We start from the raw sequence: 23,431 nt of genomic DNA, 5'->3' as shown, positions 1-23,431 counted from the left end.
TCGGAGCCGGCTCGGGGCGGCCGACTCCCTGTACTACTTTGAGCCATGTGATGGGGAAAAGGTTGGCTAAAATTTGAAAAAATATTTGATCACGGCGTTATCCAGCGGTTATGGGCGAAAATCCATCCAGAACCACACGACCAAGTACAGTCTGGCCCATGACCGACGTCTACACGCTCGGGGAGCCCCTCGGCGTCGTCTCCAGCGGCCGGGTCCGCCATGAGAGCGAGGCCCGGCTGGACGTGTGCGGGCCCGAGTTCACGCTGGCCGTCGCGCTGGCCAGACTCGGACACCGATCCGCGTACCTGGGCAAGGTGGGCGACGACGAGCTGGGCGCCAGGGTGCTCACCGCGCTCAAGGGCGAGGGCGTGGACGTCGCGGACATGCGCGTGTCCGAAGGGCTGCGTACGGGACTGGTCCTCAGGGAGATCCGCGTCGGCCGCGAACTGAGAGTGACGCAGTACCGCGCGGGTTCGGCGGGCTCGCGGCTCGCGCCGGGCAACGTGCCCATCGACCGGATCGCCGCGTCGAAGATGCTCCACGTCACCGGCCTCACGGCCGGCCTCGGCCGGGACACGCTCGAGGCGGTGCGCACCGCCGTGAGCGCCGCGAGGAACGCCGAGGTGATGATCTCCTTCTCCGTCGAGTACGTCCCCGAGCTGTGGCCGTCCGTACGCGAGGCCGAGGACGTGCTCAGCGAGCTGGCCTGCGCCTCGCACCTGCTCTTCCTCCGCCAGGACGAGCTCGACCTGGTCAAGCCCGCGCTCACGCCGGAGCGCGAGGTCGTGGTGGACCGCGGCGCGAAGGGCGCGAGCGTGCGCGCCGACAGGATGCGGTACGACGTGCCGGGCTGGCAGGTCCCCATCGTGGACACGGCGGGCGCGGGGGAGGCGTTCGCCGCCGGCTACATCAGCGCCGCCCTCGACGGCCTCATCCCCCAGGAACGCCTGCACCGCGGGGCGCTGCTGAGCGCCGCCGCGGTGACCAGCGTGAGCGACTGGCAGGGGCTGCCCACCAGGCAGGACCTCTAATTAGTGGTCAGGGTGAAGGTCGAGGTCGTGTTCCTGATGTTCTGGTAGTTGTCGGCGAACCGCAGGTTGTTGATCGTGGCCGACCCGACGGCCGGGCCCTGCCCCGGCTCGGGCAGCTCGTTGACCCAGATGCCGAACCCGGACTTGGCGTCGAAGGCGTCGCCGCTCTTCTGCGCACCGCTGATCGACACGTTCGTCAGGACCGTGTCCTTGACCGGGTTCAGCGGCGCGCTGCCGGAGTAGCCGGTCTGGAACATGATCCCGCTGTACGTCGGGTCCACGATGTCCAGGTTGTTGACGCGGATGCCCTGGAACACCTTGGACGAGGAGAACAGCCACAGCGCCGGGAACGTCTGCTGCCCCCAGAAGTGCCCGCCGGCCCGGACCAGCGAGATGTTGTCGAACGTCGTCGGCGGGCTCGCGCCGAACCCGTTCATCGGGATCCCGAAGTCCAGCGAGCTGATCGTGACGCCCGGGTAGGTCAGCGTGTCGGCGACGTAGATGTTCCTGAACGTGTTGTCGTAGCCGCCGTACACGGCCACGCCCGAGGCTCGCCAGGTGAGCAGGGAGGTCAGGTTCTCGAAGACGTTGCCGGTCTGCTCGCCGGGGTTGTTGTCGGTGGCCGAGAACAGCGCGAAGCTGTCGTCGCCGGTGGCCCTGGCCTCGACGTTCGTGACGTGGTTGCCGGTGCTGCCGTTGGTCATGTTCAGGCCGTCGGCGAACAGGTTGCGGATCCGCGAGTTCTTGATCGTGATGCGGTCCGTGTTCGAGCCCCAGTACAGGCACACCTGGTGCTCGGCCCAGACGTTGTCGATCGTCATGTCGGCCACGTTCGAGAAGTCGAACACCTTGCCGGGGCCGTCGATGCGCGAGGTGTAGTTGCCGAAGTAGGCGAAGTTCGCGAACGTCGAGCCGTTGGCCGAGGCCTCCGTGCGGAAGCCGACGTCGGTGTTCTCCTGCCCGCTGGGGGAGCGGAACCGGGTGAACCAGGGGCCGGCGCCGACGATCTTGACGGGCTTGCCGTACACCTGGAACTTGCCGGACGTCTGGTAGTCGCCCTGGGGCAGGTAGACGCCGGCCAGGCCGGTGTCCTGGCGGGCCTTGTCGAGCGCGTTCTGGACGTCCTGGTGGGTGAATCCGGCCGGTACGGCGTACTTCGCCGGGTCCGGGTTGGCGATCGGGGTCGCCTGCTCGAAGTCCACGAAGTCGATGGCGTACGTCTGGCCGTTGGCCGCGTCCTTCTGCAACCTGATCTTGCTGCCCTTCGGCACGGTGGTGCCGAGCAGCACGTTCGCCTCGTCGTAGATGTGCCTGGGCGGGCCCGAGCCGGGCGAGTTACTGGGGCTCGCCTCGGGGCCGTAGAGCCAGGCGTAGCGGGAGGTCAGGTTGACGGCCTTGAGGAAGGTGCCGTTCACGTAGACGTCGAGGGTCGAGTCGAGACCGCCGCCACCCGCCGCGTCGGGCATGGAGAAGCGGGTGACCAGGGTGTTCGTGTCCGCCCTGGTGGTGAACTCGACGTACGCGCCGGTCTGGTTGAGCGTCACCGCGCGCCGCCCGGAGGCCTCGCCGGCGATCGTGCCGATCTCCCTGCTCGGGCCGACGCGGGCCGCGCCGCCGCCGATCACGGCGTCCTCGGCCTCGTACGTGTCGTACGGCATGTTCGCGCCGCGGCCGACGAAGAGGGGCGACTCGCTGGTGTTGTTGGCGCGCTTGACCGGCAGCTCGCTGGGGTCGTCGGCGAGCACGGTCTTGACCGTGTACCTGCCGTTGGCCGCCGTCCAGGTGCCCAGGCTGACCGGGCTCGTGGTGGCGCCCGGGGCGATGGCGCCGCTGGCCGAGCCGGTCAGCGTCTTGACGACGGTGCCCGAGTCGTTGGCGACGGTGAGCGTGATGCCGTGGGAGCCGCCGCTGGAGGCGACCGTGCCCTGGTTCTTGATCGCCACAGAGAACGTCACCGTGCTGCCCGCGGCGGGGTTGCCGGGCGTCCACGCGACGGAGGAGGCGATCAGGTCGGCCGTGTCGACCGGCTTCACGGTCAGCGTGCCGGTGGCGGTGTTGTTCGCCTCGTTCAGCTCGATGACCTTGTCGTCCTCGTCCACCTTGGCGGAGAGCTGGTAGGTCCCGGCGTCCCTGGTCCCGATATTTGCGGACACGGTGGTCGACGCACCTGCGGCCAGCGCACCAACGCCGGCGCTGCCGACTTTGGTGGTGCCCGCGTAGAAGTTCACGGAGGTGGCGGCCGAGCCCGCGGTCCCGGCGTTCTTGACCGTGGCGGAGAGCGTGACCGCGTCGGTCTCGATCGGCGCCGCCGGGCTCGACGCGAGGTTGCTCGCCGTCAGGTCAGGGTTGGCCGACGGCGTGCCGAAGATCTGGAACTCGGCCACCTGCCCGCCCGGTGCGCCGGAGTTGGCGGTGATCTGCAGCCGGACGTCGGCGACCTTGGCGGTGACCGGGATGGTCACCGAGTTCCCCGTGGCCGGGTCGAAGGTGTACGTGGCCGAGGAGACGAGGTTGGTGAAGCCGGTGGCGCTCTGCTCACGGCCGAGGACCTGGATGGTCTGGGTGCGCCTGGCCCAGGCGGGGTCGGGGTTGAGCTTGAGCGTGATCGACGTCAGGTCGGCGTTGCCGCCGAGCTGCACGGTGAGGGTGTTGGGATAGGCGGCGCCTTCCCAGTAGGTCTGCAGGTTGTTGTCGTTGGCGTTGGCGGCCACGTACGTGTGGGTGTGCGAGGACTCGGTGATCGGCTTGCCGGCGGCCAGGTTGGCGCCCGGGTTCTCCGTCGTGCCGCCCCAGACCTCGAACTCCGAGATCTGGCCCGCCGGCCAGCCGGTGTTCGCGGTGATCTGCAGCCGGACGTAGCGGGCGGTCGTGGCGGCGAAGGTGATCGTCGCGGTCGGGTTGAACGTGTAGGCCGCCGAGGCGACGATCGTGCTGAAGCCGGAGCCGTTCGTGCTGCCCTGGACGGTCAGTGTCTGGGTGCGGCTGGGCCAGCCGGACGGCAGCTTGAGCACGAGCTTGTTGACGCTCGCGCCGGCACCGAGGTCGACCTGGACCCACTGCGGGAAGGCGTTGTTGGCCGACTCCCAGTAGGTGGCCTGGTTGCCGTCGGTGACGTTGGCGGCGGTGTAGACGTCGGTGGAGCTGCTGGCGGTGGCGGTCTTGCCGGCCGCGAGGTTGGTGTCGGCGGCCGCGTACGCGGGTGTGGCCAGGAGTCCGATGGCTAACGAAAGGGCGGCTAACAGTGCTCTCATGGGGGTGGCCCTTCGGGTAAGGCGGGTTGGCCGAACCATAGGATGTCGAGCAGATGTCCGCAATATTTCGACGACATTGCGCAAGCAATTGACTGACTGGGCACACGCAGTGTGGCGTCTCTCTGCTGGTCAGGAAGCGCCCAGGCGCAGGAAAGTCGCTGTGGGGACCGCGCAAGGCTCGACGTCCTGTCCACGTAAGCCGTTGCAAGCGCTTGCGTCGAAGGCCGTATAGTTTGCGCATGACGCGACGACTCGCAGAGGTGGCCAAGAAGGTCGGAGTGAGCGAGGCGACCGTGAGCCGTGTGCTCAACGGCAAGCCCGGGGTGTCCGACGCGACCCGCGAGGCGGTGCTGACCGCTCTCGACGTGCTCGGCTACGAGCGCCCGACGCAGCTGCGCGGCGACCGGGCCCGGCTGGTCGGCCTCGTGCTTCCCGAGTTGCAGAACCCGATCTTCCCCGCCTTCGCGGAGGTCGTCGGCGGGGCGCTGGCCCAGCAGGGGTTCACCTCGGTGCTGTGCACCCGCACGGTCGGCGGCGTCTCCGAGGCCGACTACGTGGATCTGCTGCTCCAGCAGCAGGTCAGCGGCGTCGTCTTCGCCGGCGGCCTCTACGCCCAGGCCGACGCCGCGCACGGGCACTACGAGCTGCTGCACGAGCGCAAGCTGCCCACCGTGCTGGTGAACGCGGCCGTCCGGCACCTCGACTTCCCGCAGGTCTCGTGCGACGACGCGGTGGCCGCCGAGATGGCCCTGGCCCACCTGCGCGCGCTCGGCCACGAGCGGGTCGGCATGGTGCTCGGGCCCAAGGACCACATGCCGTCGCGGCGCAAGCTGGAGACGTTCCAGGCGGAGGGCGGGGACCCCGAGCTGGTCGAGCACACCATGTTCTCGCTGGAGGGCGGGCACGCGGCCGCCGCCCGGCTGGTCAAGCGGGGGGTGACCGGCGTCATCTGCGCCAGCGACCTGCTCGCGCTCGGCACCATCAGGGCGACCCGCCGCGCCGGCCTCGCCGTGCCCGGGGACATCTCGGTCATCGGCTTCGACGACTCCGCGCTGATGAACTGCACCGAGCCCCCGCTGACCACCGTCCGCCAGCCCATCGACGCCATGGGCCGGGCCGCCGTGGACCTGCTGGTCGCGCAGATCGACAAGGCGGTGGTGCCGGCGGACGAGCTCCTCTTCGAGCCGGAGCTCGTGGTCCGCGCCTCCACGGCCCGCGTGCGGACGTGATCTAGTCGTTATCTTGCAATAGTCAGTCGAAATATTGCGCGCTTCGGTCCGCGATCCTATGGTGTGGGCACCTCGCATCAGAAGGGTCAGACCATGCGGAGATCCACTGGACTCTTGCTCGTATCCGTGCTCGGCATCTCGGCCACAGCCTGTGGCTCCGGCGAGCCCGCCACTCCGTCGGCGGGCGGCGCCAAGGCCGTCACGATCACGGTGGCGTGTCAGCCCGCCAGGTCCGCGCCGAAGGAACGGCAGGCCTGGGACGACGACGTGGCCACGTTCATGAAGGCCCACCCCGGCGTGACCGTCAAGAGCACCGACCAGCAGCCGTGCTTCGACCCCAAGACGTTCGGTCCCAAGCTGGCGGGCGGCCAGATGGAGACCGTCTTCGTGGTCCCTGTGACCAACTACGCCGACGTCATCGCCCAGGGCCAGGCGCTCGACATCACGCAGTACACCGGCGCCGTCAAGAACTGGAACGACCTGCGCGCCGACGTCCGCGAGCTGGTCACCAAGGACGGCAAGGTGTACGGCGTGCCGAATGTCCACTACAGCGTCGGCCTGGTCTACAACCGCGCCCTGTTCACCAAGGCCGGACTCGACCCGAACACCCCGCCCAAGACGTGGGCCGAGGTCCGCGAGGCGGCCAAGAAGATCGCCGCGCTCGGCCCCGGCTACGTCGGCTACGGCGAGTACTCCGGGGGCAACACCGGCGGCTGGCACTTCACCCAGGCCATCTACGGCCGCGGCGGCGCCATCCTGACCCCCGACAACAAGAAGGCCGCGTTCAACTCGCCCGAGGGCAAGGCCGTGCTGCAGAACCTGCACGACATGCGCTGGGTGGACAACAGCATGGGCAACAAGCTCCTGGTCGGCTGGGAGTCGCTGATGATGGCGATGGGCAGCGGCAAGGTCGGCATGATGCTGGGCGCGCCCGACGTGGTCACCGACGTGGTCAACAAGTTCAAGGGCAACGTCGCCGACTACGGCATCACCGGCTTCCCCGAGGCCAAGGCGTCGCTGAGCGGCGGCGAAGCGTTCATGGTCAACCCGAAGGCCACCCCTGAGGAGGCCAAGGCGGGCCTGGAGTGGGTCGACTTCCGCTTCAACACCGTCGGCAAGGGCCGCTTCGACTTCGCCCGCGGCAAGGCCAACGGCAACCCGGTCGGCGTGCCCGACAACGACGTCTACGGCGACTCGGCCACCGGCAAGGCCATCCAGGCCGACCGCGTGAAGAACGCCTCGCTGCCGGTCCAGAACTACGACCCGTATGTGCAGGCCGCCGCCACCGTCCCGCCGAAGGCCGAGCCGGTCCACGCGCAGGAGCTGTACGCCATCCTCGACGTGGTCATGTCGGGCGTGCTGAGCCGCAAGGACGCCGGCATCGACCAGCTCCTGGCCGACGCCGAGACCAAGGCCAACTCCATGCTGGCGGCCAAGGGCTGACCTTATGGGGATCTTGAGGCGCAATCTGACGGCCTACGGGTTCCTCTGCGCGGCGCTGTTCTGCTTCACGGTGTTCGCCTGGTATCCGATGGTCAGGGAGTTCATCCTGAGCTTCCAGAAGACCGACCTGATCAACCCGCCCACCTGGGTGGGGCTGGACAACTTCAAGGCGGCCGTCCAGGACCCGGCCTTCGGCGAGGCCTGGCTGAACACCGTCGAGTTCACGCTGCTCGCGCTGCTGTGCGGCTATGCCGTGCCGTTCGTCGTCGCGCTCGTGCTCAACGAGCTGCGTCACGCCCGGGCCTACCTGCGGTTCGTGGTCTACCTGCCGGTCATGCTGCCGCCGATCGTGGCGGTGTTGCTGTTCAGGTGGTTCTACGATCCCGGGCCCGGGCTGTTCAACCAGATCCTGGGCTTCCTCCACCTGCCGCCGCTGGCCTGGCTGGACTCGTCGTCGACCGCCCTGATCTCCCTGGTCCTCGTCTCGACCTGGATGAACATGGGCAGCGCGACGCTCATCTACCTGGCGGCGCTGCAGAACATCGCGCCCGAGCTGTACGAGGCCGCCGAGCTGGACGGGGCCGGGATAGTCAAGCGGATCAGGCACGTCACGATCCCGCAGACCCGGCTGATCCTGCTGCTCATGCTGATGCTGCAGATCGTGGCGACCATGCAGGTGTTCATCGAGCCGTACATGCTGACCGGCGGCGGTCCGGAGAACGCCACGGTCTCCGTCGCGTACCTGATGTACCAGTTCGCCTTCTCGCAGATGAACTACGGCCAGGCGGGCGCGCTGGGCATGCTGCTCATGCTCGCGCTCCTCGTCTTCGCGGCCCTCCAGCTCAGGACGACCCGTGAGGACAGAGCATGATCGCCCGCGAGGGAGCGAGGTCGCCGAAGCCGATCCAGGTGCAGTTCCGCACGATCGTCTCGCCGCACCAGCTCAACAGCAAGTGGGGCAGGCGGATCTACTGGCTCGTCCTCGTCGCGGTCGTCGTGACCTTCACCCTGGCCTTCGTCTTCCCGCTCTACTGGATGGTCACCGGCGCCATGAAGACGCCGGAGGAGATCGCCCAGATGCCGCCGACGCTCGTCCCCGCCGACCCGACGCTGGGTGCGTTCCTCGAGGCGTGGGACCTGTTCGACATCGGCACGCTGCTGGCGAACACCGCGTACTACGCGCTGGGCGCCTGGCTGTTCTCCATGGCGGTGGACGTCACGGCGGCGTACGCGCTGTCGAAGCTCCGCCCGATGTTCGGCAACGTGATCCTCGGCGCGATGCTGGCCACGCTGATGATCCCGCCGATGGTCATCCTCATCCCGCTCTACGTCACGATCGTGGACCTGGGGCTGCTCAACAACGCCTGGGGCCTGTGGTTCCCCGCGGCGGCGAACGGCTTCAACATCTTCCTGCTCAAGCGGTTCTTCGACTCCATCCCGCGGGAGCTGATCGAGGCGGCGCAGATCGACGGCGCGGGCCCGCTGAGGGTGCTGTGGTCGGTCGTGCTGCCGGTCTCCAGGCCGATCCTGGGCGTGGTCTCCATCTTTACGATCGTCACCGCGTTCAAGGACTTCGTCCTGCCACTGCTGGTCATGACGGACAGCGACAAGATGACGATCAGCGTGGGGCTGTCGCAGACGGCCGGAGCGGTGACCCAGAACCAGGTCATGGGCGGCCTGGTCATCGCTGGCATCCCCATGATCATCGTCTTCTTCATCTTCCAACGGCACATCATGGCGGGGCTCACCGCCGGAAGCATCAAGGGATAAGCGCATGTCGCAAACGTGGTGGCGGGGGGCCGCGATCTACCAGGTCTACCTGCGTAGCTTCGCCGACGGCAACGGTGACGGCGTCGGCGATCTCGCCGGCCTGCGCTCCCGCCTGCAGTACCTGAAGGATCTCGGGATCGACGCCATCTGGCTGAACCCGTGGTATCCGTCGCCGATGGCCGACGGCGGCTACGACGTGGCCGACTACCGCGACATCGAGCCGGTCTTCGGCACGCTCGCCGAGGCGGAGCGGTTCATCGAGGAGGCGCACGACCTCGGCATCAGGGTCATCATCGACGTGGTGCCGAACCACAGCTCCACGGAGAGCGCCTGGTTCAAGGAGGCACTGGCGGACCCGGCCGCCAGGGACCGCTTCTGGTTCAGCGACGAGCCGCTCAACGACTGGCAGTCGATCTTCGGCGGCCCGGCCTGGACGCAGGTACCGGACGGCCAGTGGTACCTGCACCTGTTCGCTCCGGAACAACCGGATTTCAACTGGGGCAATCCGGAGGTCCACCAGGAGTTCGAGGACGTGCTGCGCTTCTGGCTCGACCGGGGCGTGGACGGCGTGCGCATCGACTCCGCGGCCCTGCTGATCAAGTCGGACACGGGTTACGAAGACCTCGACGAGGTCCACGACGTCTACCGTCGGTGGCGCGAGGTGGCCGACGAGTACGGCGAGCGCATCCTGATCGGGGAGGTCTGGCTCCCCGATCAGGAGCGTTTCGCGCGTTACCTCCGCCCTGACGAGCTCCACACGGCCTTCAACTTCGACTTCCTGTCCTGCCCGTGGAACCCGGCGGAGCTGCGCAGAGTCATCGACCTGACCCTCGCCACCCACACGCCCATCGGCGCCCCGCCGACGTGGGTCCTGTCGAACCACGACGTGACGCGCCCGGTCACCCGGTACGGCCGCGAGGACACCGCGTTCGAGCACGGAGGCCGACTCCACGGCACCCCGTCCGACCTGGAGCTGGGCTACCGCCGCGCGCGGGCCGCGGCCCTGCTCGCCATGGCGCTCCCCGGCTCGGTCTACGTCTACCAGGGCGAGGAGCTGGGCCTGCCGGAGGTGGAGGACCTCCCGGACGAGCTCCGCCAGGACCCGATGTACGCCCGGTCGGGCGGGACGAACCCGGGCAGGGACGGCTGCCGCATCCCGCTGCCGTGGTCCGGCGACGAGCCCCCGTTCGGCTTCGGCACGGGCTCGGGCACCGGCACGCCGTGGCTGCCGCAGCCGGAGAGCTGGCGCAAGCTGACGGCCGAGGCGCAGCGTACGGACCTGGGCTCGATGCTCAACCTCTACCGCGACGCCCTGCGCCTGCGCCGTGACCTGCTGGGGGACGGCGCCCTGACCTGGCTGCCGCTGGGCGACGAGGTCCTGGCCTTCACCCGTGACTCGGGCCTGACCTGCGTCACCAACCTGAGCCCCGACCCGGTGCCGCTACCCGCGGGACGGCTCCTCCTGGCCAGCGGCCCGCTGGAGGACGGGACCCTTCCCACCGACACCACGGCCTGGCTCACGCGGGACTGACCGCAGCGCGACCAGCCCGGCGACGGCCGGCGAGAGGCAGAGTCACCTGGATCGCTCAGACGGCGCACATGCAGGTCACGAACGCCTCCACCAGCGTCCGCACGGCCTGCCGCCGGTCGCTCCGCCGCCAGACGATGGCGAGCCTGCTCGGCGGCAGGCCCGCCACCGGCCTGCTCACCACGTCGTCGCGCCGGTAGAGCTCGGCGTTCCCGGCCGAGACCAGCACCACGGCCCGCCCTGCCGCGACCAGCTCGAACGCCTCCTCGGCCGTCTCCGCCTCCGCCCCCACGACCGCCGGCTCCGACCGCTGGTCACCGGCCAGCCAGAAGTCCCGCATGGGCCCGGCCGAGACCGGCATCGCCACGAACGGCTCCTCCGCCAGGTCGGAGAGCGTGACCTCGGGGCGGGTGGCCAGCGGATGGCTCGCGGACAGCGCCACCCAGCGCTCCTCCGTGCTCACCACCGTCCACTCGTACTCGCCGTCGTCGGGCATGGGCAGCCACGCGACGGCCACGTCGACCTGCCCGTCACCCAGTCCGACGGTGGGGTCGTGCCACGGCACCTGCCGGAAGCGCAGGTCCCAGCCGGGCAGCGCGGACGAGATGGACGGCACGAGCCCGCGCCCGATCCGCGTCTGGAACCCGACCACCAGCGTCCGGTCCTCGCGCGCCGCCGCGACCGCCCGCTGCGCGCTCTCCCACTGCTCGACGATCCGCCGGGCCTCAGGCAGCAGCGCCGCCCCTGCGGCCGTCAACGTCACGGTACGGCGGTCGCGCTCGAACAGTCTGGCTCTCAGGGAGAGCTCCAGCTGCCTGATCTGCCTGCTCAACGAGGGCTGCGAGATGAACAGCCGGTCGGCCGCCCGGGTGAAGCTCAGCTCCTCGGCGACGACCACGAATCTTCTGAGCGCCTCTATGGAAGACATCGAGCTGTTCCTTTGCATGATTGCTAAAGAGAACGGAGCGACGGGAAGACCTGGCCGCATTGTGGACAACCCGTGACAGCCAGACTTCCATCCCTTTCAGGCGGTCGGCAGGGAGGCGAGCCAGTCGGTCAAGAGCCGGTTGACCTCGCGGGGACGTTCCTGCTGGATCCAGTGGCCGCATTCCTCGAGGATGTGGGAGGAGACCAGGCCCGGCAGCGTAGTGGGGAATGCGTCGACAGCGCCGGCCAGCCAGGTGGTGGAAGCATCGCGGGCGCCGCCGATGAACAGGGACGGCTGAGTGATGGGGGCCGCGTCCCAGGGGGCGAGGTCCTCCCAGTCCCGGTCCATGTTCCGGTAGCGGTTGAGAGCCGGGCTCATGCCAGTCCGTTCGAACTCGGCGGCGTAGACGTCCAGGTCGTCTGGGGTGAGCCAGGACGGCAGCGGGCCGCTGGGAAACCGATCGCGGAGCGTACCGCCGTCGGCCACCAAAAGGGGGTGGGGCAGGTCGGGAGCGGGCATGGTGTCGGCCGAGAGTGCCGCGTAGATGCCGGCCAGCCAGCCGCGGACGTCCGGTTCGATCTCGGACTCGGCGCGTCCGGGCTCCTGGAAGTAACTGACGTAGAACTCTTCCGCGCCGCCCATCTGGGCGAAGGACTCGCTGGGCCGGCGCCCGCCCCGGGGGGTGTAGGGCACGCTCAGCAGGCCGACGGCGGTGAAGACCTCGGGCCGTACCAGGGCGCTGTTGGCGGCGATGGGCGCGCCCCAGTCATGACCGATGATGGTCGCGGTCTCCTCGCCCAGGGCGTGCACCACCGCGACGTTGTCCTCGACCAGTTCCAGCATCCTGTAGGCCGCGACCGCCTCCGGTTTGGACGAGCGGCCGTACCCGCGCACGTCCAGCGCCACTGCCCGGTATCCGGCGGCGGCCAGCACCGGCAGCTGGTGACGCCAGGAGTACCAGGACTCGGGGAATCCGTGCACCAGCAGCACGAGCGGGCCGGCCCCCTGCTCGACCAGATGGATCCGGCCCGCCGGGGAAGACACCATCCGGTGTATCTGTGTATCCATAGCAAAAAGCTATAACAGCAGGTCTTGGACTGGTGGGAGAATTGCGCCCCACGATGGAGCACATGAGAGATCTGTCAGGAAAGACCGCATTGGTTACCGGAGCCTCGCGCGGCATCGGACGGGCCATCGCCGAGCGCCTGGCCGCCGACGGGGCCCGTGTGATCGTTCACTACGCCAGGAACGACGACCTGGCCAAGGAGACGGTGTCCGCCATCGAGGGCGCGGGCGGGCAGGCGTACGCGGTGCGGGCGGCGTTCGAGGACGGCGTGGACGCGCTGTTCGAGGGCATCGCGGGGGAGCGGCTGGACATCCTGGTCAACAACGCCGCCATCCTGGGGGGCGGGCTGGGCACGGTGACCGAGGAGCAGTTCGACCGGGTCTTCGCCGTGAACGTGCGGGCGCCGTACTTCATCATCGAGCGCGCACTCCCGCTGCTGAACGACGGCGGCCGGATCATCAACATCTCCTCCGCCGTCGTCCGCATCGCCCTGCCCGACCTCGTCTACTCGATGACCAAGGGAGCCCTCGACACGCTGGGCTTCAGCCTGGCCCCCCTCCTCGGCGAGCGGAACATCACCGTGAACACCGTCTCCCCGGGGGTCACACAGACGGACATGAACGCCTGGCTCCGCGCGGACGACGGCACCGGCGAGCGCTCGGTCACCGAGGTCACCGCGCTGGGCCGCATCGGCCGTCCCGAGGACATCGCGGACGCCGTGGCGCTGATCGCGAGCGAGGAGTCCCGGTGGATCACCGGTCACGTCCTGGACGTCACCGGCGGCTACTTCCTCGGCCCGCGCGGCGGCGTGATCCCGGTCTGACGGCCCCCTCAGCGGCTCGCGCCGCTGGGGTCGCGGAGCCACGCCTGCAGCGCCGCGTCGGCGTCGGCGGCGAGAGAGGGCAGCCGCAGCCCCCTGGCCAGCATCCACAGGGTCCCCTGCAGCCCGCGCGCCGCCAGGAAGTCACGCAGCGCCGGATCATCGGGATCACGCCCATAGGCGTGCAGGGCGGCCCGCCCGTCGAGCCGCCTCGTGCGCAGCAGGCAGGCCAGATCCCACTCGACGGGCGCGGCCATGCTCTCCTCGAAGTCGTTCCAGAGCAGCCCGGCGGGGGTGGCGAGGAGGTTGCCGGGGTGCGCGTCCCCGTGGACGGCCTGCGCCGGCCGGCCCGCCAGCCGTTCGGCCAGCCCCGCGTGCGCGTCCCGCAGCCGCGCCAGCGCGTCGGGCGCGACCTCCCCGTCGAGCAGCTCCAGCAGCCGCAGCGGCTCGTCGAGCACCGGCCCGAGATAGGGCAGCTCGCCGGGGAAGCTCCGCAGCGCCTCGTGCAGCTCGGCGAGCGCCCGCCCGGCCACCTCCGGGCTCATGCGGAAGCCGGGATCGTGTTCGACGTGCGTCCAGAAGGAGACCGCGAACCCGTCACGCAGATGCGGTCCGGCAGGCAGCAGGTCGCTCGGCGGCACCACCGGCACGCCCTGCCCGTGCAGGTAGGACACGACGTCCAGCTCGCGCCGCAACGCGTCGGCGGGCCGCGCCCGCCCCCACGCGGTCACGGTCGGCACCCGTGCCACGACCGGCGCCGGACGCAGGTGGATCCGGAGGCTGAACGAGTCGTTGAGCACCACCGGGTCCCGCACCTCGACGCCGTGCTCCTCGGCCAGCGAGACGGCGGCGGCCAGGGCGGTGCTGTCTGCGGTCATCTAGGCCGACTCCCTGATCACGAGCTCCGTGGGCATGATCACCGGCTCCGCCGGGCCGCCCTCGAACAGGTTGAGCAGGAGCCGGACCATGGCCGCCGCCTGCTCGGCCACCGGGTGCCTGAGCGTCGTCAGCGGCGGCTCGGTGTATTTCGCCGCCTCGATGTCGTCGAAGCCCACCACGGCCACGTCGTCCGGCACCCGGCGCCCGGCCTGGCGGAGCGACTGCAGGGCGCCGACCGCCATCAGGTCGTTGGCCACGAACACGGCGTCCAGGCCGGGATCGTCGCGCAGGAGCCGGCGCATCGCGACCGCGCCCGACTCCCGCGTGAAGTCGCCGACCGCGACGATCGAGCGGAGGCCGGAATCGCGCAGCACGTTGCGGTAGCCGGTCAGCCGGTCCTGGCCGCCGATCATGTCCTGCGGGCCCGCGATCGTGGCGATCCTCCGGCGCCCCGACCCCACCAGGTGCCGGACCCCGGCCTCCGCCCCGCCCACGTTGTCGTTGTCGACGTACGGGATGTCCACCGGGACGGCGGGCCGCCCGTACGAGACGACGGGGACGGGAAGGCGGGACAGCGCGGACGGCAGCGGGTCGGCGCCGTGCATGGAGATCAGCATGACGCCGTCGACGTGCCCGCCCGCGATGTAACGCTCCACGCGCGCGTGGCTCTTGGCGGAGGAGGCCAGCATCAGCACGACCTGCTTGTTCACCGTTTCGAGCTCCATCGACGCCGACCTGATCGCCGTGGAGAACATCGGGTCCTCGGAGAAGACCCGGGTGCCCGGCTCGCTGACGACCAGGGCGATCGAGTCGGTGCGCTGGGTGACCAGGCTGCGCGCGGCCGGGTTGGGCACGTAGCCCAGCTCGTCGATCGCGCGCTGCACGGCGTCGCGGATGTGGGGCGCCACCGTCGTCCGTCCGTTGACGACCCGGGACGCGGTGGCGCGCGAGACGCCGGCCCGGGCGGCGACCGCCTCGAGGGTCGGGCGTCTCATGGGAGCACCAGGAGGGAGAGCACGGCAGAAATCTACAGTCCCTGCACCGGAGAGCGCCCTCAGGCGTTGAGCGCGCGGCCCGCCATGCGGGCGTACATGCGTCCGGGGCTCGGAGCCTTGGTGAGGAAGCCGGGCAGCACGGGCAGCTCCAGCGCGAACGGGTCGAGCCGATCGTAGAGCTCGTTCGCGCTGGCGGGCCGGTCGTCCGGCCGCTTCTCCAGCAGCTGCGACAGCAGCGCGCCCAGCCCGGGCGGCAGCCCCGGGATGGCCGGCGGGCGCTCCTTGACCTGCTTCTCGAAGACCATGTAGTCGGTGGGGCCGGTGAAGAGCTGGCGTCCCGTCAGCATCTCGTGCAGGACGCAGCCCAGCGAGTACAGGTCGCTGCGCGGCTCGGCGACGCCGTGCTGGATCTGCTCAGGAGCCATGTACGCCGGCGTGCCCAGGATCTGCCCGATCCTCGTGAACGTGGTGACGTCGGTGTCACGCAGCATGGCCAGGCCGAAGTCGAGCACCTTCACGCTGCCGTCGGGGCAGAGCATGAGGTTCGTCGGCTTGAGGTCGCGGTGGCAGATCGCCAGAGCGTGGGCGGCCGACAGGACCGCGCACGCCTGGGCGGCGATCGCGGCGGCCCACGACACGGGCAGCGGGCCGTGCTCGCTCACCACGTCGGCCACCGTGACGCCCTCGATGAACTGCATCACCTGGTAGAGCCGTTGCTCGTGCGTGCCGAAGTCGTAGAGGACCGGGGCTCCCGGATGCTCCAGCCTGGCCAGGATGCGCGCCTCGCGGATGAACCTGCGCTCCAGCTCGTGATCCGGCCCGCTGGGCACCCTGAGCAGCTTCACCGCCACCCGCCGGTCGAGGTGGCGGTCGTGGCCCGCGTAGACGGCGCCCATGCCGCCTTGCCCGAGAGGGAGGTCGTCGAGCTCATAGCGGTCACCGATGACCATTCCGCCCCTCCCAGCAGCCTTCGGGAAAAAACTACACCGTCACGCGAGGGTGCGCCGTCGCCTGGACTGAGGAGCGCAGGGAGCGTAGCGACCGGAGCGACGAGGGAAGGCGGCGGCTTTCCAGCGACCGAGCGCCTCTGCGGAGCAGAGGCCATAGACACGCGAGCCGCCTCACGGAGTGAGGCCATGAGCAGGCGGGTGCAGGTGGCCGTCGGCCAGCCCGTCAAGGCCCAGCCTGATCAGCGTCTGCCCCAGAGTCGAGGTCTCGCGGATGGCGTCCTCCAGCACGGCGAGCTGCCGGAAGGCCTCGCCGTACGCCTTCTGCTCCTTCAGCGACAGGCGCGGCAGCCGGGTGCGGCGCACGTCGAACCTGCTGGAGCCGGTGGTCACCCGGCCGCCCGCGGCCCGCAGGAAACCGGCCAGGAAGTCGGGGTCCAGCCTGCGCGCGTCCACCCGGTAGAGGGTCAGGTGGGGGCCGAGCATCGCGCCTCCGTCGGCCATCACCCGCACGCTGGAGTAGGAGGCCACCACGTCACCCGGGCGGATCGGGACCAGGCCCTGCTGCATCGTGGTGAAGCCGGACGGCGGGGTGCCGTTGAGCACGTCGTCGGTGGTGAGCACCGGCACGTCACCGCCGTCGGCGGCCATCTTGGGCGGCGCCTGTGACGTGGTCACCAGGCCCTCCTTGATGAGGTCGCCCAGCGTGGTGGCGGGCTGGCCGAGCGGCTGCTCCAGCACCTTCAGGTCGGGCGGCGCCGCCGCGGCGGCCAGGAAGCGGTCGCGGGCCTCGGCGTACGCCTTGCCGACGTTGTCGCGCCGCTGGTGGCGGGCCGGGGTCATGTCGACCTCGTCGGCCAGCAGGTCGATGATGCGTACAGTCTGGTCGGAACGGTCCTCCAGGTACGCCTGCCAGGCCGGCTCGACGCTCCCGAGATCGTCCGTGGCGTCGAGGATGAGCACGTCGGAAGGCGGGCGCTCGCCGGCCGCCGGGCGGCGGAGCAGCCAGAGGTCCGAGCCCGGCAGCGCGATGACGGCACGCAGGGCGCCCGCGCGCAGGAGGTTGGCGCGGATGCGGCGGCCCGCCTTGCGGCTGGCCGCGGCCGGCGGCATGAGGATGGCGACCAGGCCGCGCGGCCTGACGTGGGTGAGGCAGTGCTCCACCCAGGCCAGCTCCGGCTCGCCGCGCGGCGGCAGGCCGTACTCCCAGCGCGGGTCGCCGGTCAGCTCCTCGTAACCCCAGGCCCGCTCGTTGAACGGCGGATCGCACACCACGGCGTCGGCCTTCTCGCCGGGGAACGCGTCGTGGCGCATCGAGTCGCCGGACACGATGCGGGCCTCGACGCCGCGCAGCCGGAGCCTGGAGGCGGTGATGCCCGCCGAGGTCTCGCTGAGCTCCTGCCCGAGTACCCTGACCGTGCCCGGCTCGCCGGGCTCCGTCCTGGCGGGCGTTGCGGTGGGGGAGAGGAGCAGCGTGCCGACGCCGCAGGCGGGGTCGAGGATCGTGGCGCCGTCCGTGCGGACGAGCCTGACCATGAGCGCGGCCACGTCCTCGCGGGTCACCGAGAGCTGCCGCGAGTGCGCCTCGAGATAGCGCTCGCACAGGAACTCGTACGCCGTCAGCGCGCCATGCTGCGTGGCCAGCTCCAGCACGAGCTCCGCCAGCTCCGGCTCCAGACCTTCAGGATCGAGGCCCTGCCCGGCCGCCTCCAGGCCTTCGTCCGGCTCGCCCTCGCCACCGGCCCGCGCCACGCCCGGGGCGCCCGCACTGTCCTGTCGCGCGTCGGCGCCGGTCGGAGCGCTGCTCAGGGCGGTCGCCTGGCTGGTCAGCAGGGCTCCCGCCCGGGCCACCAGCTCGCCGAGGCGCAAATCGCCTGCGGCTTTCATGCGCTGCCACACCCGATCTCCCAGGGAGACCTGGTAGGACTTCCCATAGCGGCGCAGCCAGGACTCGACCTGTCGCAGCGAGAAGAGCGGCTGGTTGGCCGTGCCGCCGATGGGATCGGGAAAGTCGTCGTGGCGACGGCGCCAGTTGCTCACCGCGGCACGCCCGACGCCTGCGAGCCGGGCGATGTCCCCGGCGTTGACGGTCGGGTCGTGGCTCATGGAGCCCACAGTAGTTCACAAGAGTCTTCAGCGCATCTGCTTGTGAAGTCTTTCAACCAATGATTTACTGCAAGGTATGAAGCACAACATCCGCTATGCCGCCGGATCAGACGTGGGCCGCCGCCGGGAGCAGAACGAGGATTCGGGCTACGCGAGTGGCCGGTTGCTCGTGGTGGCTGACGGGATGGGCGGACACGCCGCGGGCGAGCTGGCGAGCTCGGCGGCGATCGCCGTCATGCGAGAGCTGGATGCCACGCTTCCCGAGACGGGCGCGGACCTCGAGGCGGCGCTGGAGGGCGCCGTGCACGAGGCGGCGCGCCGGCTGGTCGAGCTGGCCGACATCGACCCCGCGCGCAGGGGCATGGGGACCACGGTGACCGCCATGCTGTGGGACGGCTACCGGTTCGCCCTGGCTCATCTCGGTGACTCCCGCGGATATCTGCTTCGCGACGGTGCTCTTTACCAGATGACCAAGGATCACACACTTGTGCAGTCGATGGTGGACGAAGGGCGCATAACGGAGGATCAAGCCGCCGTGCACCCCCGCCGCTCGATGGTGCTGCGCGTGCTGGGCAGCGAGGGCAGGGCCGAGCCTGACATGGCGCTGCGCGAAGCCGAGCCTGATGACCGCTACCTCCTCTGCTCCGACGGTCTCACGACCGTGCTCGGTCCCGAGGTCCTGCACGAGGTCCTGACCACCGTGGCAGACCCGGGCGCGGCCGTCCAGAGGTTGATCGATCTGGCGAACGAGGGCGGCTCGCCCGACAACGTGACCGTGATCGTGGCCGATGTCGTCGCGCCGGGTGCGGGCGACGTGTCCGTCTACCGGGTCGGTGCCGGCTCCTAACGGCGATAGTAGGCAACCTCAGGAGCCTCACCAGTCACAAACCCGAAATTTCGGCTCATACCACGACACTTTCCGAGTGAATCGCGCAAATCCGCGATGGCGCTACTACAGTCCATCGTGATTTGGCGGTTTTCTGGGAGGAGTCACCCTGGACCCGATCGCGGACGAGCTGCTGAAGACGGTGCGGCAGGAAGTCGGCTACAAGGAGAAGAGCGGCCAGTTCACCAAGTTCGGCCAGTGGTACGCGGATCGCGTCCAAGACACCCAGTACCGCGACGCGCCGTGGTGCGACATGTTCATCGCCTGGGCCTCGGACAAGGCCGGCATCAGCCAGTACGTGGGCCAGTTCGCCTGGACGCCCTCCCACGCCGCCTGGTTCATGAGGCAGGGGGCGTGGACCCAGAAGCCCGAGCCCGGAGCGCTGGTCTTCTTCGACTGGCGGGGCGGCAAGAGCTACAAGGGCATCGACCACGTGGGGATCGTGGAGAGCGTCAAGGGCTCGAAGATCCACACCATCGAGGCGAACGTGGACGGGGTCTGGCTCAAGCGCAAGACCAGGGAGACCGACAAGGTCGTGGGGTACGGCGTACCGCGCCTGGTCAAGGCCACCGCCGACAAGCCGGCAGAGATCCGCCTGACCGAACGCCCCTTCGTACCGGCATCGCGCTCGGAGTCGGGGTCGCCTCTGGACTTCTTGGGCACGCCGCCCGCCCTGTTGACCGCGATGGTGCTGATGACGGTCGTCCTCTCCCTCCGCTTCTCCGGCCGCCGCCGCGGCACCCACCGCCGCTTCTCCTGGCCCTGGAACGCACCAACCCACCCGCACGCCTCCTCCGCGCCGCCCTCCGTGAAGGCGTTGCCCGTGGCCAAGGCGCCGCCCTCCGAGAACGCGCGGGCCAAGCCGCGTCCCACCCCGACCCCCGCGCCCCGCCCCGCCAGAACACGCGTCCCGGTGGGCTCGACCACCAGCGCGACCACCAGCGCGACCACCAGCGCGACCACCGGCTCGACCACTACGGCGACCAGGCGCCCGACGCCCACGAGACGCAAGCCCTACGATCCCAGCTGAGTCCGGTCAGGTCGTGAGGTCGATGACCACCTTGACGTCGTCGCCGGGCGTGAAGGCGTCCAGGGCGCGCGAGAGCGGGACCCGACGCGTGATGAGCCGCTCCAGCCACCCGAGGTCGGCCTTGGCCAGGGCGTCGGCGGCGTCCCGGTAGTGCCGCAGGTTCGCGTTCACCGTGCCGAAGACCACGTCGTTCTCCAGCACGATGTCCCGGTTGATCACCCCCGCGTCCACCCGGTGCGTACGCCCGCCGGGAGCGAGACCGGCCAGACAGACGATGCCCGCGGCGGCCGTGCTGATCATGGCGTCCATGACGAGCGCCCCGGCCCCCGTGCACTCGATGATGATGTCGGGCCTGTCGGTGGCGAACGCCTTGAGCGACGTCGCCGAGTGGTAGGTCGCCCCGAGCTCCTCCACCAGCCGGGACTTGAGCCCTTCAGTGGCGCGGTCGAGCACGTGCACCTCGAGCCCCCGCTGCCGCCCCATCAGCGCCGCCAGCAGCCCGATCGGCCCGGCCCCGGTGACGAGCAGCCTGCCGGGTTCGAACCAGGTCCGTGACCCGATCCGGTCGATCTGCTCCCACGCCTTGGCGACCACCGAGGCGGGCTCGACCAGCATGCCGACGTTCTCCAGCGAACGGTCCAGCCGCACGGCGTACCCGGCCTCGACCGTCCAGCGCTCGGAGGCGTACCCGTCGAGCTGCTTGATGCCGCGCTCGGTGTAGCGGCCGTTGCGGCACATGTCGAACTCGCCCCGCAGGCACGCCCCGCACGGCACCGGGTCCGGCCGGCGCACCACGCCCACCACCAGGTCACCCGGCGAGTACGCGGACCCCTCGGGCACCTCGAGCACCCGGCCGAGCGATTCGTGCCCGATGACCATCCGCTCCCTGCCGGGCGGCGGCCAGCCGTAGTCGGCCGTCGCCAGCTCCCGGTCGGTCCCGCAGACGCCCAGCGCCAGCCCCTGCACCAGCAGCTGGCCCTTGCCCGGCGCGGGGTCCGGCACCTCCTCGACGGCGAGCGTCCCTTTCCTGCCCGGTGCGAACGTCAGCGCGCGCATGCGGCCTCACCCCCTGGGGCACGTCTACCCCAGGCGACCGTGGCAAATACTAGGACGTCATACTGTCGAAATAGTAGGACGTCCTAGTATCTTCGAGGGAGAGCCCTCACGAAGGAGTGAAAAGGCGTGCATGTCCCGGAACACCCCGTGCGCTTCGTGACCGCGGCGGCCCTGTTCGACGGCCACGACGCGGCGATCAACATCATGCGGCGCATCCTCCAGTCACAGGGCGCCGAGGTCATCCATCTCGGCCACAACCGCTCGGTCGACGAGATCGTCACCGCCGCCATCCAGGAGGACGTCCAGGGCGTGGCGATCAGCTCGTACCAGGGCGGGCACGTGGAGTTCTTCACGTACCTGGTGGAGCTGCTGCGCGAGCGCGGGGCCGGGCACGTCAAGGTGTACGGCGGCGGCGGGGGAGTGATCGTCCCCGAGGAGATCGAGCTGCTGCACTCGCGCGGCGTCACCCGCATCTTCTCGCCGGAGGACGGCCAGAAGTACGGGCTCCCCGGCATGATCAACAAGCTGATCGAGGACTGCGACGCCGAACTGGGCGACCCGCCGTCCGTGGAGGCCGTGGTCTCGGGCGACCAGGCGGCGCTGGCCCGGGCGATCACGCTCCTCGAGTCGGGACACGCCCCGGCCGAGCTGGTCGAGGGCCTCAGGGCCGCCGGCTCGGAGAAGCGCGCCCCCGTGCTCGGCATCACGGGAACGGGCGGCTCGGGCAAGTCCTCGCTGACCGACGAGCTCGTACGCAGGTTCCGCGTCGACAACGACGACAAGCTGCGCATCGCGATCGTCGCCATCGACCCCACCCGCAGGCGCGGCGGCGGTGCGCTGCTCGGCGACCGCATCAGGATGAACAGCCTGAGCCCCCAGACCTACTTCCGCTCCCTGGCCACCAGGGGCGCCGTCAGCGAGGTGCCCGCCTGTCTCGACGACGTGATCACCGCCTGCCGCGCGGCGGGCCACGACCTGGTGATCGTCGAGACGCCCGGCATCGGCCAGGGCGACGCCGGGATCGTCCCGCATGTGGACGTGCCCGTGTACGTGATGACGCCCGAGTTCGGCGCGGCCTCGCAGCTCGAGAAGATCGACATGCTGGACTTCGCCGAGGCCGTGGTGATCAACAAGTACGAGCGGCGCGGCGCGGAGGACGCCCTGCGCGACGTCCGTCGCCAGCTCGTACGCAACCGCGAGGCATTCGGCGTCAGGCCGGAGGACATGCCGGTCTTCGGCACCATCGCCGCCCGCTACAACGACGCCGGCGTCACGGCCCTCTACCAGCACCTCAAGCCCCTCCTGCTGGCCGAATCGGGCCCCGGGCTGCTGCCCGAGGTGTCCGGACGCACCTCGCAGGCCTCGGCCGCCATCGTGCCGCCCGCCCGGGTCCGCTACCTGGCCGACATCGCCGAGACCGTGCGCGGGTACCACGCGGAGACCCTCGCCCAGGCCGAGGTCGCCCGCCGCCGCCAGCAGCTCGCCGCCGTGCGCGCCCTCCTGAACGACGACGACCCGCGGCTCGGGGAGCTGGAGGCGCAGGCGGAGCGGGAGCTCACCGACGAGACCCGGGCCCTGCTCGACGGCTGGCCTGCCGTCAAGGAGCGCTACACCGCCGACGAGCTGGTGGTGAAGGTCCGCGACCGCGAGATCCACACCCCGCTCTGGCGCGAGACCCTCTCGGGAAACCGCATCCCGCGCGTGGCCCTGCCCCGCTACAGCGACCACGGCGACCTGCTGCGGTTCCTGCGCGGCGAGAACCTGCCGGGCACGTTCCCGTTCACCGCCGGCGTGTTCCCGTTCAAGCGCGAGGACGAGGACCCGACCAGGATGTTCGCGGGGGAGGGCGACCCGTTCCGCACCAACAGGCGCTTCAAGCTGCTGTCGGAGGGCCAGCCCGCGACCAGGCTGTCCACGGCGTTCGACTCGGTGACGCTGTACGGCCACGACCCCGACCTGCGGCCCGACATCTACGGGAAGGTCGGCACCTCGGGGGTCTCCATCGCGACGCTCGACGACATGAAGGTGCTCTACGACGGCTTCGACCTGTCGGCGCCCAACACGTCCGTGTCCATGACGATCAACGGCCCCGCGCCCACGATCCTGGCCTTCTACCTCAACACCGCCGTCGACCAGGCCCTCGACCGCTTCCAGGCGGAGCACGGCCGCGCGCCGTCGGCCGAGGAGGCCGCTGACCTGCGCGCGCGGACGCTGGCCACGGTCAGGGGCACGGTCCAGGCCGACATCCTCAAGGAGGATCAGGGCCAGAACACCTGCATCTTCTCCACCGAGTTCTCGCTCAGGATGATGGCCGACATCCAGGAGTGGTTCATCAGGAACGGCGTGCGCAACTTCTACTCGGTCTCGATCTCCGGCTACCACATCGCCGAGGCCGGGGCCAACCCGATCATCCCCCCGCGCATGTACCAGCCGGTCTCACGTGGTTAATCGGTCCAGTCCCTCTTC

18 protein-coding genes are annotated in these 23,431 nt (G+C 70.0%); 10 read left to right on the top strand and 8 right to left on the bottom strand.

Annotated features, from left to right (window positions below):
• Positions 1 to 158 precede the first annotated feature (158 nt).
• Positions 159 to 1,031: a sugar kinase gene (locus AB0J64_RS36500; protein WP_364037632.1), complete on the top strand. Its 873-nt coding sequence runs from the start codon at positions 159 to 161 to the stop codon at positions 1,029 to 1,031.
• Here AB0J64_RS36500 and AB0J64_RS36495 read toward each other — a convergent pair.
• Entirely contained in the window at positions 1,028 to 4,282 is a 3,255-nt protein-coding gene (locus AB0J64_RS36495; RefSeq protein ID WP_364037629.1) for a discoidin domain-containing protein, read from the bottom strand. The genes AB0J64_RS36500 and AB0J64_RS36495 overlap by 4 nt on opposite strands.
• 239 nt (positions 4,283 to 4,521) lie before the next feature.
• Here AB0J64_RS36495 and AB0J64_RS36490 point away from each other — a divergent pair, with 239 nt between their 5' ends.
• The 5 genes from AB0J64_RS36490 to AB0J64_RS36470 all read left to right on the top strand — a co-directional run bounded on the left by AB0J64_RS36490 (position 4,522) and on the right by AB0J64_RS36470 (position 10,255).
• The gene (locus AB0J64_RS36490) at positions 4,522 to 5,511 is read left to right on the top strand and encodes a LacI family DNA-binding transcriptional regulator (protein ID WP_364037626.1); all 990 of its coding nucleotides are present in this window, start codon (positions 4,522 to 4,524) and stop codon (positions 5,509 to 5,511) included.
• A 114-nt stretch (positions 5,512 to 5,625) separates the two neighbouring features.
• On the top strand, positions 5,626 to 6,954 hold the full coding sequence (locus AB0J64_RS36485; RefSeq protein WP_364037623.1) for an extracellular solute-binding protein: 1,329 nt from the start codon (positions 5,626 to 5,628) through the stop codon (positions 6,952 to 6,954).
• A 4-nt stretch (positions 6,955 to 6,958) separates the two neighbouring features.
• Positions 6,959 to 7,825, top strand: coding sequence for a sugar ABC transporter permease (locus AB0J64_RS36480; RefSeq protein WP_364037620.1), 867 nt, complete (start codon positions 6,959 to 6,961; stop codon positions 7,823 to 7,825).
• Positions 7,822 to 8,724: a carbohydrate ABC transporter permease gene (locus tag AB0J64_RS36475; protein ID WP_364037617.1), complete on the top strand. Its 903-nt coding sequence runs from the start codon at positions 7,822 to 7,824 to the stop codon at positions 8,722 to 8,724. Before AB0J64_RS36480 ends, AB0J64_RS36475 begins: the two co-directional genes overlap by 4 nt.
• A gap of 4 nt (positions 8,725 to 8,728) precedes the next feature.
• Positions 8,729 to 10,255, top strand: coding sequence for a glycoside hydrolase family 13 protein (locus AB0J64_RS36470; RefSeq protein ID WP_364037614.1), 1,527 nt, complete (start codon positions 8,729 to 8,731; stop codon positions 10,253 to 10,255).
• Between the two features lie 55 nt (positions 10,256 to 10,310).
• Here AB0J64_RS36470 and AB0J64_RS36465 read toward each other — a convergent pair whose 3' ends face one another.
• Positions 10,311 to 11,180 (bottom strand): LysR family transcriptional regulator, encoded by an 870-nt coding sequence (locus AB0J64_RS36465; RefSeq protein WP_364037611.1) that lies wholly within the window; start codon positions 11,178 to 11,180, stop codon positions 10,311 to 10,313.
• A 96-nt stretch (positions 11,181 to 11,276) separates the two neighbouring features.
• Complete coding sequence (locus tag AB0J64_RS36460; RefSeq protein WP_364037608.1) at positions 11,277 to 12,248, bottom strand: alpha/beta hydrolase; 972 nt, start codon at positions 12,246 to 12,248, stop codon at positions 11,277 to 11,279.
• Positions 12,249 to 12,310: 62 nt separating this feature from the next.
• Between AB0J64_RS36460 and AB0J64_RS36455 the strand changes: the two genes are divergently transcribed.
• Positions 12,311 to 13,069 carry an SDR family oxidoreductase gene (locus tag AB0J64_RS36455; RefSeq protein WP_364037605.1) on the top strand — a complete coding sequence of 253 codons (759 nt, stop codon included), beginning with the start codon at positions 12,311 to 12,313 and terminating at the stop codon, positions 13,067 to 13,069.
• A gap of 8 nt (positions 13,070 to 13,077) precedes the next feature.
• Here the strand turns inward: AB0J64_RS36455 and AB0J64_RS36450 are convergent, their stop codons facing one another.
• The 4 genes from AB0J64_RS36450 to AB0J64_RS36435 form a co-directional block, all read right to left on the bottom strand.
• Positions 13,078 to 13,944: a phosphotransferase gene (locus AB0J64_RS36450; RefSeq protein WP_364037603.1), complete on the bottom strand. Its 867-nt coding sequence runs from the start codon at positions 13,942 to 13,944 to the stop codon at positions 13,078 to 13,080.
• Positions 13,945 to 14,940, bottom strand: coding sequence for a LacI family DNA-binding transcriptional regulator (locus tag AB0J64_RS36445; protein WP_364037601.1), 996 nt, complete (start codon positions 14,938 to 14,940; stop codon positions 13,945 to 13,947). It abuts the gene before it with no gap.
• 59 nt (positions 14,941 to 14,999) lie between these two features.
• On the bottom strand, positions 15,000 to 15,890 hold the full coding sequence (locus AB0J64_RS36440) for a serine/threonine-protein kinase (protein ID WP_364037599.1): 891 nt from the start codon (positions 15,888 to 15,890) through the stop codon (positions 15,000 to 15,002).
• 171 nt (positions 15,891 to 16,061) lie between these two features.
• On the bottom strand, positions 16,062 to 17,993 hold the full coding sequence (locus tag AB0J64_RS36435) for an N-6 DNA methylase (RefSeq protein ID WP_364037597.1): 1,932 nt from the start codon (positions 17,991 to 17,993) through the stop codon (positions 16,062 to 16,064).
• 76 nt (positions 17,994 to 18,069) lie between these two features.
• Here AB0J64_RS36435 and AB0J64_RS36430 point away from each other — a divergent pair, with 76 nt between their 5' ends.
• Both AB0J64_RS36430 and AB0J64_RS36425 read left to right on the top strand, forming a co-directional pair.
• Positions 18,070 to 18,840, top strand: coding sequence for a protein phosphatase 2C domain-containing protein (locus tag AB0J64_RS36430; RefSeq protein ID WP_364037595.1), 771 nt, complete (start codon positions 18,070 to 18,072; stop codon positions 18,838 to 18,840).
• 181 nt (positions 18,841 to 19,021) lie between these two features.
• Positions 19,022 to 19,909, top strand: coding sequence for a CHAP domain-containing protein (locus AB0J64_RS36425; protein ID WP_364037593.1), 888 nt, complete (start codon positions 19,022 to 19,024; stop codon positions 19,907 to 19,909).
• Positions 19,910 to 19,915: 6 nt separating this feature from the next.
• Here the strand turns inward: AB0J64_RS36425 and AB0J64_RS36420 are convergent, their stop codons facing one another.
• The gene (locus AB0J64_RS36420; RefSeq protein ID WP_364037590.1) at positions 19,916 to 20,965 is read right to left on the bottom strand and encodes a glucose 1-dehydrogenase; all 1,050 of its coding nucleotides are present in this window, start codon (positions 20,963 to 20,965) and stop codon (positions 19,916 to 19,918) included.
• Between the two features lie 126 nt (positions 20,966 to 21,091).
• Here AB0J64_RS36420 and AB0J64_RS36415 point away from each other — a divergent pair, with 126 nt between their 5' ends.
• The gene (locus tag AB0J64_RS36415) at positions 21,092 to 23,413 is read left to right on the top strand and encodes a methylmalonyl-CoA mutase family protein (protein ID WP_364037587.1); all 2,322 of its coding nucleotides are present in this window, start codon (positions 21,092 to 21,094) and stop codon (positions 23,411 to 23,413) included.
• Positions 23,414 to 23,431 lie beyond the last annotated feature (18 nt).

The sequence above is a fragment of the Nonomuraea sp. NPDC049695 genome (genome assembly GCF_040674955.1).
Taxonomy (GTDB): Bacteria; Actinomycetota; Actinomycetes; order Streptosporangiales; family Streptosporangiaceae; genus Nonomuraea; species Nonomuraea helvata.
Note: the sequence above shows the minus strand (reverse complement) of the source record. Positions and strands in the feature narration are given on the sequence as shown.

Excerpts from the sequence above, each read along its gene's own strand:
- AB0J64_RS36495 (WP_364037629.1), bottom strand. The coding sequence starts at position 4,282 with ATGAGAGCACTGTTAGCCGCCCTTTCGTTAGCCATCGGACTCCTGGCC.
- AB0J64_RS36500 (WP_364037632.1), top strand. The coding sequence starts at position 159 with ATGACCGACGTCTACACGCTCGGGGAGCCCCTCGGCGTCGTCTCCAGC.
- AB0J64_RS36490 (WP_364037626.1), top strand. The coding sequence starts at position 4,522 with ATGACGCGACGACTCGCAGAGGTGGCCAAGAAGGTCGGAGTGAGCGAG.
- AB0J64_RS36440 (WP_364037599.1), bottom strand. The coding sequence starts at position 15,890 with ATGGTCATCGGTGACCGCTATGAGCTCGACGACCTCCCTCTCGGGCAA.
- AB0J64_RS36480 (WP_364037620.1), top strand. The coding sequence starts at position 6,959 with ATGGGGATCTTGAGGCGCAATCTGACGGCCTACGGGTTCCTCTGCGCG.
- AB0J64_RS36450 (WP_364037603.1), bottom strand. The coding sequence starts at position 13,944 with ATGACCGCAGACAGCACCGCCCTGGCCGCCGCCGTCTCGCTGGCCGAG.
- AB0J64_RS36435 (WP_364037597.1), bottom strand. The coding sequence starts at position 17,993 with ATGAGCCACGACCCGACCGTCAACGCCGGGGACATCGCCCGGCTCGCA.
- AB0J64_RS36465 (WP_364037611.1), bottom strand. The coding sequence starts at position 11,180 with ATGTCTTCCATAGAGGCGCTCAGAAGATTCGTGGTCGTCGCCGAGGAG.
- AB0J64_RS36420 (WP_364037590.1), bottom strand. The coding sequence starts at position 20,965 with ATGCGCGCGCTGACGTTCGCACCGGGCAGGAAAGGGACGCTCGCCGTC.
- AB0J64_RS36430 (WP_364037595.1), top strand. The coding sequence starts at position 18,070 with ATGAAGCACAACATCCGCTATGCCGCCGGATCAGACGTGGGCCGCCGC.
- AB0J64_RS36445 (WP_364037601.1), bottom strand. The coding sequence starts at position 14,940 with ATGAGACGCCCGACCCTCGAGGCGGTCGCCGCCCGGGCCGGCGTCTCG.
- AB0J64_RS36460 (WP_364037608.1), bottom strand. The coding sequence starts at position 12,248 with ATGGATACACAGATACACCGGATGGTGTCTTCCCCGGCGGGCCGGATC.
- AB0J64_RS36455 (WP_364037605.1), top strand. The coding sequence starts at position 12,311 with ATGAGAGATCTGTCAGGAAAGACCGCATTGGTTACCGGAGCCTCGCGC.
- AB0J64_RS36470 (WP_364037614.1), top strand. The coding sequence starts at position 8,729 with ATGTCGCAAACGTGGTGGCGGGGGGCCGCGATCTACCAGGTCTACCTG.
- AB0J64_RS36475 (WP_364037617.1), top strand. The coding sequence starts at position 7,822 with ATGATCGCCCGCGAGGGAGCGAGGTCGCCGAAGCCGATCCAGGTGCAG.